This window comes from Ruegeria meonggei (assembly GCF_042768335.1).
In the GTDB taxonomy this organism is placed as follows: Bacteria; Pseudomonadota; Alphaproteobacteria; order Rhodobacterales; family Rhodobacteraceae; genus Ruegeria; species Ruegeria meonggei.
The window spans coordinates 483,038-496,055 of record NZ_JAXHBT010000001.1 but is presented as its reverse complement, the minus strand read 5'-3'; the positions used below and the strand labels follow the sequence as shown (position 1 = coordinate 496,055).

General features: G+C 59.4%; 12 protein-coding genes. 6 read left to right on the top strand and 6 right to left on the bottom strand.

What is annotated here, in order from left to right:
* Position 1: 1 nt before the first annotated feature.
* Together SJY13_RS02490 and SJY13_RS02485 are read right to left on the bottom strand one after the other, a co-directional pair.
* Positions 2-373 carry a hypothetical protein gene (locus tag SJY13_RS02490; RefSeq protein ID WP_377187263.1) on the bottom strand — a complete coding sequence of 124 codons (372 nt, stop codon included), beginning with the start codon at positions 371-373 and terminating at the stop codon, positions 2-4.
* Between the two features lie 18 nt (positions 374-391).
* Positions 392-1,309, bottom strand: a complete 918-nt coding sequence (locus tag SJY13_RS02485) for a BKACE family enzyme (RefSeq protein ID WP_377187260.1) — start codon at positions 1,307-1,309, stop codon at positions 392-394.
* 131 nt (positions 1,310-1,440) lie between these two features.
* Between SJY13_RS02485 and SJY13_RS02480 the strand changes: the two genes are divergently transcribed.
* Complete coding sequence (locus SJY13_RS02480) at positions 1,441-2,427, top strand: GlxA family transcriptional regulator (RefSeq protein ID WP_085820771.1); 987 nt, start codon at positions 1,441-1,443, stop codon at positions 2,425-2,427.
* A gap of 70 nt (positions 2,428-2,497) precedes the next feature.
* Here SJY13_RS02480 and SJY13_RS02475 read toward each other — a convergent pair whose 3' ends face one another.
* The 3 genes from SJY13_RS02475 to SJY13_RS02465 are packed head-to-tail and all read right to left on the bottom strand — an operon-like array spanning position 2,498 to position 5,512.
* Positions 2,498-3,544, bottom strand: a complete 1,047-nt coding sequence (locus tag SJY13_RS02475) for an aldo/keto reductase (RefSeq protein WP_377187257.1) — start codon at positions 3,542-3,544, stop codon at positions 2,498-2,500.
* Positions 3,545-3,582: 38 nt separating this feature from the next.
* Entirely contained in the window at positions 3,583-4,041 is a 459-nt protein-coding gene (locus SJY13_RS02470; RefSeq protein ID WP_377187254.1) for a DNA polymerase III subunit chi, read from the bottom strand.
* A gap of 4 nt (positions 4,042-4,045) precedes the next feature.
* The gene (locus SJY13_RS02465) at positions 4,046-5,512 is read right to left on the bottom strand and encodes a leucyl aminopeptidase (RefSeq protein ID WP_377187251.1); all 1,467 of its coding nucleotides are present in this window, start codon (positions 5,510-5,512) and stop codon (positions 4,046-4,048) included.
* A 237-nt stretch (positions 5,513-5,749) separates the two neighbouring features.
* Here SJY13_RS02465 and lptG point away from each other — a divergent pair, with 237 nt between their 5' ends.
* The 5 genes from lptG to rsmA all read left to right on the top strand — a co-directional run bounded on the left by lptG (position 5,750) and on the right by rsmA (position 12,145).
* Positions 5,750-6,850: an LPS export ABC transporter permease LptG gene (gene lptG, locus SJY13_RS02460; RefSeq protein WP_085821067.1), complete on the top strand. Its 1,101-nt coding sequence runs from the start codon at positions 5,750-5,752 to the stop codon at positions 6,848-6,850.
* Positions 6,850-9,012 carry an LPS-assembly protein LptD gene (locus SJY13_RS02455; RefSeq protein WP_085820775.1) on the top strand — a complete coding sequence of 721 codons (2,163 nt, stop codon included), beginning with the start codon at positions 6,850-6,852 and terminating at the stop codon, positions 9,010-9,012. Before lptG ends, SJY13_RS02455 begins: the two co-directional genes overlap by 1 nt.
* Entirely contained in the window at positions 9,003-10,256 is a 1,254-nt protein-coding gene (locus SJY13_RS02450; RefSeq protein WP_085820776.1) for a peptidylprolyl isomerase, read from the top strand. The genes SJY13_RS02455 and SJY13_RS02450 overlap by 10 nt, the downstream gene beginning before the upstream one ends.
* Entirely contained in the window at positions 10,253-11,218 is a 966-nt protein-coding gene (gene pdxA, locus SJY13_RS02445) for a 4-hydroxythreonine-4-phosphate dehydrogenase PdxA (protein WP_377187246.1), read from the top strand. Before SJY13_RS02450 ends, pdxA begins: the two co-directional genes overlap by 4 nt.
* A gap of 84 nt (positions 11,219-11,302) precedes the next feature.
* The gene (gene rsmA / locus SJY13_RS02440; RefSeq protein WP_377187243.1) at positions 11,303-12,145 is read left to right on the top strand and encodes a 16S rRNA (adenine(1518)-N(6)/adenine(1519)-N(6))-dimethyltransferase RsmA; all 843 of its coding nucleotides are present in this window, start codon (positions 11,303-11,305) and stop codon (positions 12,143-12,145) included.
* Between the two features lie 68 nt (positions 12,146-12,213).
* Here the strand turns inward: rsmA and SJY13_RS02435 are convergent, their stop codons facing one another.
* On the bottom strand, positions 12,214-12,795 hold the full coding sequence (locus tag SJY13_RS02435; protein WP_377187240.1) for a DUF4167 domain-containing protein: 582 nt from the start codon (positions 12,793-12,795) through the stop codon (positions 12,214-12,216).
* Positions 12,796-13,018: the final 223 nt, after the last annotated feature.

Sequence of the window (13,018 nt, the reverse complement as noted above, 5' to 3'; positions counted from 1 at the left end):
CTCAGGTCAGGAACCAAAGGAATGTCAGAATCCAACCGCCCAGAAAGACGATTCCAGCAACCTGACCCGCGCTTCGGAAACGGCGCAAAACAAGCGCCGAGGCGCTCCCGAGTCCGATAATCCCCGCACACCACCAAACACCGATCACTAAGAAAACAGCCGGAGAGGTATATCCGGTCACCTCAATTTCAGGCACCAGTAAAACGCCTAGAAAACCCAAAACGATCAATACCAAAGCCCCGGTCAACCCTGTCCACCAAGAGGAATCGGATTGCAGATACGCGGTCGCGGCAAGCATCGATGCGACAAAAAACGATAGGAAGAACAATACAGTCATGGCCGCGTCGTTAAACCTCAGCGATTGTTTTGTCACCTCGATTTCCTCGATGCACTACTTCGCCATTGGCGCCCGCTTCACCAGTCCCAGCTTCTCACGCACTTCTGCCGGTCCAATCACCCGTGCGCCCATATTCTCAATGATGCTTCCCGCCCGTTCGACCAGTTGCCAGTTCTCGGCCAGCACGCCTTTATCCAGCCAGAGGTTGTCTTCAAGACCAACCCGCACGTTGCCGCCCGCCAAAACCGACGCTGCCACATAAGCCATCTCGTTCCGGCCCAGCGAGAACGCGCTGAATGTCCAATCGTCGGGTACGTTGTTCACCATCGCCATGAAGGTATTCAGATCGTCCGGCGCGCCCCACGGCACACCCATGCAAAGCTGGACCAAGGCGTTGGGTTCCAGAATCCCCTCTTTCACCAATTGCTTGGCGAACCACAGATGGCCGGTATCAAAGGCCTCAATCTCGGGCTTTACGCCCAGATCGGTCATCATCTGGCCCATGGCGCGCAGTGCGCCGGGCGTGTTGGTCATCACGTAGTCTGCCTCGGCAAAGTTCATCGTGCCGCAATCCAGCGTGCATATCTCAGGCAGGCATTCGGCGACATGCGCAACCCGCTCGCTTGCGCCCACCAAATCGGTCCCCGCCTGAGCCAGGGGAAGCGGGTTTTCAATGCCGCCAAACACCATGTCGCCGCCCATCCCGGCTGTCAGGTTCAGCACAGCATCGACTTCGGCGTCGCGAATACGGTCGGTCACTTCGCGATACAGCACCAGATCGCGCGACGGCGCACCTGTCTCGGGGTCGCGCACGTGGCAGTGCACCACCGCTGCCCCGGCCTTGGCCGCAGCGATCGCACTGTCGGCAATTTGCTGCGGTGAGCGCGGCACATGCGGGCTGCGATCCTGCGTTCCGCCCGAGCCTGTGACGGCGCAGGTGATAAAGACCTCACGGTTCATTTCCAGCGGCATGATGTTCTCCCCAAGATATACCCGGTTACGCCCAAGTTTTCCCCAGGCTTCTCCACGGATTCCGATTTGCTTTCACGACCGAGTCTGGCGCAGCTTTGGGGAAACACTTGTCAGAATGCGAATCGAACTTGATGAAATCCGCAAAAAACATACTACAACCCGAACATCGCGCCCTGAAAACGGCCGTTCTTGTGCTGGACGAATGCAACACGCTTAGCTTTGCGTCTGCCGTTGATCCAATGCGCGCCGCCAATCGGTTGGCGGACCGGCCGGCCTTTGACTGGGATTACGTCACCGCCACCGCAAATCCAGCATCGCTGACCAGCGCTCTGACTGTACCGGGCATCCCGCTGGCCCGCCTACAGAGCTGCGATTTGATGATTGTAGTGGCCGGGTTTCAACTGGCCCGCCATGCCACGCCCAGCCTTCTGGCGGGCTTGCGCCGCATTGCCGGTACCGGTGCAACCATGGCTGGAATTGATGGTGGTCCCTGGCTGCTGGCCGAGGCCGGGCTTCTGAACGGTCACGCCGCAACTACCCATTGGGAAGACCTCGACAATTTCGCCACCCGCTTTCCCGATGTCGATGTGCGCCCCGACCGATTCACCGTCTCAGAAAACCGCCTGACATCCGGAGGTGCGATCCCAGCGGTTGAGATGATGCTACACATCATCGCCGCGCGCCATGGCGCAGGGTTCGCGGCCCGTGTTTCGGGCTTGTTCCTGTACGACGGCGCCCCGGAACCCACAAAACCACAAAGCCGCACGGGCGTCCCGCATCGTCACACCGCCTTGACTGCCAAGGCAAACACGCTGATGCAATCCTCACTGGATGACCCGCTGCCGCTTGCCGATATCGCCGACACATTGGGCACCAGCCCGCGCACCCTACAGCAGCAATTCCGCCTTCGCCTTAATACCACGCCGCAGGATCACTATCTGCAACTGCGTCTGGCCGAGGCCCGACGGCTGGTCACCGACACCGATATTTCTCTGATGGATGTGGCCCTGGCCACAGGGTTCGGATCACAATCCAGCTTTGCACGCGCCTTCCGCACAGCACATGGACTTTCTGCCCGCGACCTGCGCCAGGACCGCACGCTACCTACCCATCACTGACCGGATCCGCTTCAACTGGCCCAAAATATCCCGGGGGAGTCTCCGCGAGCGGAGACGGGGGCAGAGCCCCCTAAAACGGCATCGGATGCGCGCGGTGCGCTTCACTGATCGCGCTGAAAACCTCATCGGACAGCTGCAAGTCCTTACCCTCAAGAATATGGGCAAGCTGCGCCACGGTTGTGGCACCAAAAATAGCCGACATCATGAACGGTCGGGTCCGGCACCAGGCCAGCGCCATATGAACAGGGTCCAGCCCGTGCTTGTCAGCAACCTCCAGATAGGCAGCCACTGCCTCAAAGGCCCTGCTGCGATGTCTGCCGCCCATCTCGGGCACCAGTGACATCCGCGATCCCTCGGGCACTGCACCTCCCTGATACTTGCCGGTCAACAACCCAGAGGCCAGAGGCGAAAAAGCCATCAGCCCAACATCCTCATGCACACTCAATTCGGCCATATCCGTATCGAAATGGCGACACATCAGTGAATATTCGTTCTGCACCGAGGCCACCCGCGCCGCGCCCATCTGCTCGGCTATCCGTAGCCATTGCGCAGTGCCCCAGGCGCTCTCGTTGGACAGACCAAAGGTGCGAATGTTGCCTTTGTCGACCTGTAGCTGCAGCGCGCTCAGGCACTCTTGCATATTGTCCAGCACGTCACTCGTGTTGTGTCCGGACGGCGCATAGTTCCAGTTCTGCCGGAACATGTAACTGCCCCGGTTTGGCCAGTGGAATTGATACAGGTCGATGCAGTCCGTCTGCAGTCGCCGCAACGATCCCTCGATGGCCACAGGGATCGTCTGCGCCGAAATCGGCGCGCCGTCACGGGCATGGGCAAATCCCGCGCCCGAATGCTTGGTGGCCAGAATGTAATCACCCCGGCGCGCTGGGTTGGCAGCATTCCAATTGCCTAAAATTTCTTCGGTCCGCCCGACAGTTTCCTTAGAGATCGGGTTCACCGGATACATCTCGGCAGCGTCGACAAAGTTGATCCCGGCCTCCAGCGCCATATCCATCTGCTGGTGCGCGTCCAACTCTGAGGTCTGGGTGCCAAAGGTCATCGTGCCAAGGCACAGATCCGTCACCATGATGCCCGTGCGGCCCAAAGGCTTCATCTCCATCTGTCGCTCTCCCGGTAGTGTCTTTGAAGGTCCTGGGCCTATGCCTCGGCCTTCTTTTCCCAACGGCCCGATTCCTCGGACCAATATTGCGCTGTGCATCCTGCGTCGGTCAGCGTTTTCCACTGCCCTCGCGCATATTGAACAGCCTCGCTGTCATTGCCGTCAAACAAGATACACACCCGTTCCAGCGCTGCCACCTCGTCAGGGTCGATCGCAGCACCATCCACACCCATGACACAGGCCGGATCATTGGCGGAATGCGCCTCGGTCGTCAGCAGGATCGGCTGGGCCGCATCATGCGGCCCGCCTGCTCGGCCATGCGGCAGGAACCCGTCCTCGGGGCCCAGCCACAGTTTTTCGTCCAGCCAGTCCATCCGCGCGGGATCTGTTCCCCGCACGGCGATCTTCCACCCGGCCTTCCGCGCCTTGTCCAGCAAAACCGGCAGGGTCTGCTCTAACGGCTGATGGGTCAGGTGATAGAAATAGACGGCCCCCATCTGCTTACTCGAAATTGTCCTGCACCAGACGGTTCAACGCGCGCACGCCCCAGCCGGTGGCCCCTTTGGGCGCATATGAAGTTTCCGAAGACACCGAAGCGACACCCGCGATATCCAGATGAATCCACGGCGTTTCCTCTTTGACGAATCGTTGCAGGAACTGCGCGGCGGTGATCGAGCCCGCTGGCCGTCCGCCCACGTTCTTCATATCAGCGATGCGCGATTTCAGCTGTTTGTCGTAAGCTTCGCCCAGCGGCAGCCGCCACGCGCCTTCATCCTCGGCCTTGGCGGATTTCAGGAACGCATCGCAAAAGGTGTCATTGTTCGAAAACACACCGGCATTTTCATGACCCAGCCCGATAATGACCGCTCCGGTCAGGGTCGCCAGATCGATCATGCCAACTGGTTTGAACCGCTCTTGCGTGTACCACATCACGTCGCACAGAACCAATCGGCCTTCGGCATCGGTGTTGATGATCTCGACCGTGTCGCCCTTCATTGAGGTCACCACATCGCCCGGCCGGGTGGCGTTGCCCGAGGGCATGTTCTCGACCAGACCAACCAGACCAACGACGTTGGCCTTGGCTTTGCGTTTGGCCAGGGCGCGCATCGTGCCCGCGACCACACCTGCGCCGCCCATGTCCATGGTCATGTCTTCCATGCCGCCAGCAGGCTTGAGCGAGATACCCCCGGTATCAAACACAACCCCCTTACCAACCAGAGCCAGCGGCGCGTCATCCTTGTCCCCGCCGTTCCATTGCATCACCACCACCTTGGAGGGGCTGACCGAGCCCTGCCCGACGCTCAGCAGCGTGCGCATGCCCAGTTCGGCCAGCTTGTCCTCTTCCAATACTTCAACCTCGAGCCCCAATTCTTGCATCTCGGCCAGACGGTCAGCGAATTCCGTGGTGGTCAGGACGTTGGCAGGTTCGTTGGTCAGATCGCGGGTCATTCGCACGCCATCTGCGACGGCATATTTCGGCGCGAAATCAGCTGCAACCTCGTCAGCTTTCTGGTGGCTGATGGTGATTGTTGCGGCCGCATCCGATTCTTTGGTCTTGTGCGCAACAAAATCATAGCTGCGCAACGCGATGCCCAGTGCCAGCTCATCAGCGCGGACCTGATTGCCCGCCATCACCAGCATAGGCTTGCCCCCGGCCAGCTTGGCCAGCGCAGCCCCGGCCTTGCGTGCCTCATCGTGATCGGGACGGCGTGGCAGGATCAGGATATCCAGCGCTTCAGCCGCCATACCGGCAGGCCACGCCAGCGAGATCACGTTACCCGATTTCACTTTTGCAAAGCGTTCGCTTTCCACCAGCCGCGCCACGGCACCGCGGGTCAGACGATTTGCGCGACGCACGGCGGGGCTCATCTTACCTTCGGACGTAAGGATGATGACCACGCGCCCTTCGGCCAGCGCCATGGCGTCCATGTCAAAGGCCTGAAATTCGATCGGTACAAGACTGCTCATTGCAAACTCCTCAAAAACTGTTCCCCAAGACCTAGCCCGCGCTGCGCGGGTTGACCAGATAGCAGTTTTCCCCGCCCGCTAATTGCAGTAGAGTGCCGAAAAAATTCCGGCAGGATCGGGGGAGAACGAGTTGGCGAGACAGGGCAGGCATACGCCGTTGCGCATGCGCGCAGGTCACAGTGATTCTGGCCAAACCCCATTCTGTTTTCGCCGATGTGTTATTGCGGGGACGCATCCGTGATCCTCGACCGATACTTTGCCCGCCGGTTCCTGCAGAGCTTTCTGGTCATCGGCGGCATCTTTTTGACCCTGCTGATTCTGATTGATCTGATCGAACAGTCGCGCCGCTTTGACTCGGTCGGGCTATCCTTTGGTCGGGTTGTTCATCTGACCCTGCTCAACACCCCAGCGGCCATCAGCGAGATGTTGCCCCTATTGGTGATCCTGTCCACGATTGCTCTGTTCGTCGGTCTGGCGCGCAGTTCAGAACTGGTGGTCACGCGATCCATCGGGCGCTCTGGCATCCGGTCGCTGCTGGCACCGGTGACGCTGGCAGTGATGATTGGAACGCTGGCAGTTGTCTTGCTGAATCCCATCGCTGCCGCGACGTCCGAAGAATACAAACGCCTATCGGACAGTTACAAAAACAACGGTAGTTCGACCCTGTCGATCACCAGAGAAGGTCTTTGGTTGCGGCAGGGTTCAGCCAACGGGCAATCGGTTATCCATGCGCGTGGCACATCGAATGACGAGATGTTGGAATTGTACGGCGTAACAATCATTACGTTTGCTCAGGATGGGACCCCGACGCAGCAAATCCTGGCCAGTCGCGCAGCGCTGACAGATGGGAACTGGATTCTGTACAACGCAAAGATCTGGCCGCTGGAAGAGAACGTGAACCCCGAGGCCAACGCCTCGGAGCACCAGCAATTGGAAGTTCCGACAACCCTGACGCGCCAACGTATTATCGACACGCTGGGTCAGCAGGACTCGGTATCTGTGTATGACCTGCCGCAGTTAATCCGCGATCTGCGCGAGGCCGGGTTTTCGACCAAACAGTATGAGGTCTGGTTGCAGGTGCAGCTGGCACGGCCCTTCTTTCTTGTGGCCATGGTCATGATCGGTGCCGCCTTCACCATGCGCCATGTCCGGTTCGGCGGTACAGGTATTGCCGTCCTGACGGCCGTACTTTTGGGATTTCTCATCTATTTCGTGCGTAACTTTGCCCAAATACTGGGAGAAAACGGTCAATTGCCTATCTTAGTCGCGGCCTGGGCCCCACCCTTCGCAGCCATACTTCTATCTCTTGGCCTGTTGCTGCATGCGGAGGACGGCTGATGCGGAAACTCGCCTTCCTGCTGTTATCCAGCTCAGTGGCACTGGCCATGCCAGTCGGTGTCGTGGCCCAGAATCAGCCTGCAGCGGCCCCCGCACAGACCGCCGATCAAGAGGATCTACCTGCGTTGCTGGTGGCGGATCAGGTGTTTATCACACCCGAACGTGTCCTTGTCGCCGAGGGCAATGTCGAGGCATTTCAGGGCGATATAAAGATAACAGCTGACCGGATAACCTATGACAGGGATACCGGCGCGTTAACGCTGGAAGGGCCAATCCGGATTGATCAGGGCGGCGCGACAACGATTCTGGCAGATTCGGCTGAACTGGATGACGGCATCCAGAACGGGCTGCTGATCGGCGCGCGTATGGTCTTTGACCAACAGCTCCAGATCGGATCAGTTCAGGCCACCCGCGCGGCGGGTCGGTACACACAGTTCAGCAAGGTATCGGCGACGTCGTGTCATGTCTGCGCCAATGGCAAGCCGCCTATCTGGCAGATTCGCGCCCGCAAGGTCACGCATGATCAACTGGAGCGTCAGCTTTACTTCGAAGGGGCGCAGTTTCGTGTTCTGGACGTGCCTGTCTTTTACTTTCCATACCTGCGCCTGCCGGATCCGACCTTGGATCGGGCAACCGGGTTTCTGGTGCCATCCGTTCGCACCACGTCGCAGCTTGGGACCGGGGTAAGGGTGCCCTATTTCATAAAGCTGGGTGATCACAAGGACCTGACGCTTACCCCTTATCTATCGGCGAAAACGAGAACCCTGGGCGCGCGGTACCGGCAGGCGTTCAAACGCGGCCGCATTCAGCTGCAGGGCGCGTACACCAGGGATGATTTGGAAGAAGGCGAAGATCGCGGGTATTTCTTTGCCGATGGTTTTTTCAACCTCAACGACGGCTACCGGTTCACCTTTGATATCAAGACGACCTCCGACGACGCCTATCTGGCCGATTACGGCTTGCCCGATTTTGACCGACTGCGCAGCGAGGCCGCGCTGGAACGGATCAAACGTGACACGGCCTTTCGCACTAGCTTTATTCACTACAAAACCTTGCGTGACAGCGAAAATCAGGATGAAATCCCGTCGCGTGTATTCGACCTCTACTACCAGAAGCGTCTGTTCCCACAGGCCGTGGGAGGAGAGGTGCGGTTGGGTTTTATTGCCCATGCACATGAACGTACCAGCGACGCTGATGTCGTCGGCAGGGATATTGCGCGGGCAACGTTCGATGCGGAATGGCTGCGCAGCTGGACCTTTGCGTCCGGCCTGAGGGCCGATGCCCGCGTAGGCGCATCTATCGACACGTTCAACATCCGCCATGACAGCGCATTCCCGGATCAAGTTACCCGATCCACGCCGCGCGCGGCGCTGACGCTGCGATATCCCGTGCGGCGACGCGAAGCATCCGGGGCAACGCAGATACTTGAGCCGATTGCGCAGGTCGGTTGGACCCATGTGACGGACACGGATGTCCCAAATGACGAAAGCACCTTTCAGGAATTCGACCAAGGCAACCTTTTGGCCCTATCGCGCTTTCCCGCGCCGGATCGTCGCGAAGACGGTGTGACGGGTGTGGTTGGCGTCAACTGGTCGCGCTTTGGGCCAAAGGGATGGCGGGCGCTGGCGACAATTGGCCAGGTTTTCCGTGCAGACGCCGATTCCGATTTCAACCTGACATCCGGCTTGCAGGGTACAGCCTCGGATTTGTTGATTGCGGGTCAGCTTCAAACGGACAATGGATGGTCGCTGGCCGGGCGTGGTTTGCTGAACGGCGATTTCAGTTTTGCCAAGGCCGAGCTACGTGCGGCCTGGCAGAAACCGATCGTGGGAATTTCAGGCAGCTATGTTTGGCAAGAACCGGATCCAGCTGAAAACGTGGATGACGAGATTTCCGAAACCCGCCTGGTCGGACGCTATACTGTGGACCAAAATTGGTTTACATGGGCCACCGCACGGTATGATCTCAGTGAGTCCGAGCCGATCCGCTACGGGTTGGGCGTCACGTATCAGAATGAATGCGTGCAAGTTAACATGAACGTCAGCAGGCGCTTTACATCATCATCAAGTATTGAGCCTTCGACAGAATTCGGGTTTACCGTTGCCTTGACAGGATACTCTGTCGAAAGTGGCGGCAAACAGTACAAGAGAAGATGCAGTTGATTTCAGGTTTCTCCAGTTTCGTTCGTGCCAGTTGGCTTAATCCCGTCGCCCCGGCCCTGGCTGCAGTAATACTGGCTGTGGCAAGTCCACAGGTCAGCGCGCAAAGCCTGTTTTCGCCAGCGATCAAGGTCAATCAGGACATCATCACCTGGTATGAGCTGGACCAACGGCAACAATTTCTGACCGTATTGGGGGCGCCCGGTGCCACCGAATCTGAGGTGCGCGATGCGCTGATCGAAGACCGCCTGCGCAAACAGGCCATGCGCGAAGCCGGAATCGAGGCAGCTCCCGAAGACATTCAGGTGGGCATCGACGAATTCGCCGCCCGCGGTCAATTGTCGACCGACCAGTTTTTTCAATTGCTTGCTGAACAAGGCGTGGATCGGGAAACCGTGCGGGATTTCGTGTCCAACCAAATGTCTTGGCGCGACTACGTCAGCGCCCGTTTTCTGTCACAGGCCCGCCCGTCTGACGACGAGATCAACCGCGCCCTTGGCCAGAGCGGCGGCGGAGGTCTTCAGGTGCTTTTGTCCGAGATTATCATCCCAGTGAACCAGCAAACTGTTGCTCAGGCCGATCTTCTGGCACAGGAGATTGCCCAGGTTCAGGGGCTAGACGCGTTTTCTGCAGCCGCTACTCAATACTCGGCTGCGGGCACGCGCGACAATGGCGGCCGACTGGACTGGCTGAATCTCACCAATTTGCCTCCGGCACTGCAACCGGTGATTCTGGGCCTCAAGAACGGGGACATAACGCAACCGATCTCGCTGCCCAACGCAATCGCCCTGTTTCAGATGCGAGGTCTGCGCGAAGTTTCCACCGGCGCGCCCCGCTACTCCAAGATTGACTACGCCGCATATTACATGGCGGGCGGACGTAGCGCCGACACACTGGCCCGGGCCGCCAAGCTGAAAGAAGAGGTCGACACCTGTGACGATCTCTACGGAATCGCCAAGGATCAACCACCCGAAGTTCTGGACCGTGTCGATGCCAGCCCCTCCGAGATTCCCCGCGATATCGCGCTGGAGCTTGCCAAGCTTGACCTGAACGAGGTCTCCACATCGCTGACGCGCAACAATGGTCAGACACTGGTGTTCCTGATGCTGTGCACACGCACCGTGGATCGGGGAGAAGAGACATCGCGCGCAGATGTGGCCAACGCGCTGACACAACAGCGTTTGCAAGCCTTTGCCGAAAGCCTCGTTGAACAGCTTCGGGCCGACGCCACCATCGTCGAACAATGACCCCGCCCATCGCGCTAAGCTGCGGAGACCCAGCCGGAATAGGCCCGGAAATCGCTGCCAAAGCGTGGTCTAACCTGCGCGACAGCTGTCCGTTCGTCTATATCGGGGATGCAAACCACCTGCCGCAGGGCACGCCGGTCGCACATGTCACTTCACCGGCCCAGGCGCAGGAGATCTGCGCCACCGCCCTGCCCGTGCTGCAGATGGGGTTTCCGGCCCCTAATGTCCCCGGGCAACCGGACCCTGCCAACGCACCTTCTGTCATAGCCTCCATTGAGCGAGGCGTCTCGCTGGTTCAATCCGGCGCGGCCTCAGCTCTGTGTACGGCACCGATACATAAAAAGGCTCTGATCGACGGGGCTGGATTTGCTTATCCCGGCCATACCGAGTTTCTGGCCGCCCTGGCCGGTCGTGACCGCGTGGTGATGATGCTGGCCAGCGACCAACTGCGCGTGGTCCCGGCCACGATCCACATCGCCTTGTCCGACGTGCCAGCGGCCCTGACACCAGAGTTGCTGCGCGAGACCATCACCATCACCGCCGATGGTCTGCGCCAACAGTTCGGAGTCACAACCCCTCGCATCGCAGTAGCAGGTCTGAACCCCCACGCCGGCGAAGGTGGGAAAATGGGTCAGGAAGAGCTGGACTGGATCGCGCCCTTAATCGCCGCGATTTTCGACGATACGTACACTGTGACCGGCCCGCACCCCGCAGATACCATGTTTCACGCCGCCGCGCGCGCGCGCTATGACGCGGCAATTGCCATGTACCACGATCAGGCGCTGATCCCGATTAAGACACTGGATTTCGACCGTGGCGTGAACGTTACGCTGGGCCTGCCCTTCATCCGAACCTCACCCGACCACGGCACTGCCTTGGATATCGCGGGCAAAGGCATCGCCACCCCCACAAGCCTGATCGAGGCCCTGAAACTTGCGCAAAAGATGGCACAAAGCTCGTGAACCTTCACCTGGCTGAAAAAATCCCCGCCGGAGGCAATAAATCTCTGGCGCACTGCCCTCTTTCCGCGCCACGGTAATCGGATCATGAGCGCAATCGACACCCTCCCTCCTCTGCGTGAGGTCATCGCGGCACACCAGCTTTCAGCGCGCAAGTCGCTGGGCCAGAACTTTTTGCTGGATCTGAACCTGACCGCCAAGATCGCGCGACAGGCCGGAGATCTGACCACCTGCGATGTTTTGGAAATCGGCCCCGGCCCCGGTGGTCTGACGCGTGGGTTGTTATCCGAAGGCGCGCGTAAGGTTGTGGCGGTCGAAAAAGACACCCGCTGTATCGCTGCCTTGAACGAGATCGCCGCCGCCTATCCTGACCGGCTACAGGTGATCAATGGCGACGCGCTTGAAATCGATCCGCTGGCACATCTGACACCCCCGATCCGTATCGCGGCGAACCTGCCCTATAATGTCGGGACTGAACTTTTGGTGCGCTGGTTGACCCCACCCGAATGGCCACCGTTCTGGCAAAGCCTGACCCTGATGTTTCAGCGCGAAGTGGCCGAGCGCATCGTGGCGCAACCCGGTGGCAAGGCCTATGGCCGCCTTGCCATCCTTGCCCAATGGCGGGCCGAGGTGCGCATCGCCATGTCTCTGCCACCCGGGGCGTTTACTCCGCCGCCCAAGGTTTCTAGCGCTGTGGTCCACCTGACGGCCCTGACCAAGCCGCGCTACCCGGCGGATGCCGCAACCCTGTCGCGTGTCGTTGCCGCTGCCTTCAACCAACGCCGCAAAATGCTGCGCGCCTCACTGAAAGGCGTGGCACCTGATATCGAAGATCGCCTGCTGGCTGCAGGCATCAAACCCACCGACCGCGCTGAACAAGTCCCGCTTGAGGCGTTCTGCGCGCTGGCAAGAAACATTCAAAAAACCTGAACAGAAAAAGCCCCGGGTCAGAAACCACGGGGCCTTTCATATCTGTTATCGTTTCGCCGCGACTGTTGCTACTCAGCCGCTTCCGGCGCATCACCGTCACCACCGGGTGTCTCTTCGGCAGATGCGGGTGCAGCCTTGGGTTTACGTGCACGCGGACGGCGCGCAGGCTTTTCCTTTTTCTCGGGCGTTTCGGCCTCGGCCCCTTTGCTTTCGGGTGTCTCGACCAAGCCAGATTCAGGGGTCGCGGCTCCGGGCGGGAAATCCATTACATCGGGTTGAGGGACCTCGGCCGGATCAGCCTGGCGTGCGGCATCGCGTTCCTGACGCTCGGCCCGTTCACGGTCACGCTCGGCCTGGCGTTCGCGGTTCTGGCGCTCCTGTTCTTCGCGGCGCGCGTCCATTTCACGCTGCGCATCACTGAGCAAGCGAAGGTAATGTTCGGCATGCTGCTGAAAGTTTTCGGCGGCCACACGGTCATTCGACAGCTGGGCATCGCGCGCCAGCTGATTGTATTTGTCAATGATCTGCTGTGGCGTGCCACGCACCTTGCCTTCGGGACCCGAGCTGTCAAAAACCCGGTTTACGACGTTGCCGCCGGAGGGACGATTGCGGTTGTTCTTGGCCCGCGAGCGGGATTTGGAAGATCTCATCTACTTTAGTCAGCCTTGTCGTTCGCTGCCGATCACCTCGCGTCCTGCACTGCTCAAAAGCTTTTGCTGTGACGCGATGTCGACTTTTTTGGGCTTGGCGTCAGGGGCCCGCTGTAGCAGCGTCAACCTCTCCGACTAATCCTGAGTAAACATGTCCTGCGCGTGCAGACAAGGGGTTTGTCCAAAATATCGCAGCTTTTTTACATCAATCGGCGCATTTCAG

Coding starts and splice junctions, on each gene's coding strand:
- SJY13_RS02485 (WP_377187260.1), bottom strand. CDS start 1,309: ATGCCGCTGGAAATGAACCGTGAGGTCTTTATCACCTGCGCCGTCACA.
- SJY13_RS02480 (WP_085820771.1), top strand. CDS start 1,441: ATGAAATCCGCAAAAAACATACTACAACCCGAACATCGCGCCCTGAAA.
- SJY13_RS02475 (WP_377187257.1), bottom strand. CDS start 3,544: ATGGAGATGAAGCCTTTGGGCCGCACGGGCATCATGGTGACGGATCTG.
- SJY13_RS02470 (WP_377187254.1), bottom strand. CDS start 4,041: ATGGGGGCCGTCTATTTCTATCACCTGACCCATCAGCCGTTAGAGCAG.
- SJY13_RS02465 (WP_377187251.1), bottom strand. CDS start 5,512: ATGAGCAGTCTTGTACCGATCGAATTTCAGGCCTTTGACATGGACGCC.
- SJY13_RS02455 (WP_085820775.1), top strand. CDS start 6,850: ATGCGGAAACTCGCCTTCCTGCTGTTATCCAGCTCAGTGGCACTGGCC.
- SJY13_RS02450 (WP_085820776.1), top strand. CDS start 9,003: ATGCAGTTGATTTCAGGTTTCTCCAGTTTCGTTCGTGCCAGTTGGCTT.
- pdxA (WP_377187246.1), top strand. CDS start 10,253: ATGACCCCGCCCATCGCGCTAAGCTGCGGAGACCCAGCCGGAATAGGC.
- rsmA (WP_377187243.1), top strand. CDS start 11,303: ATGAGCGCAATCGACACCCTCCCTCCTCTGCGTGAGGTCATCGCGGCA.
- SJY13_RS02435 (WP_377187240.1), bottom strand. CDS start 12,795: ATGAGATCTTCCAAATCCCGCTCGCGGGCCAAGAACAACCGCAATCGT.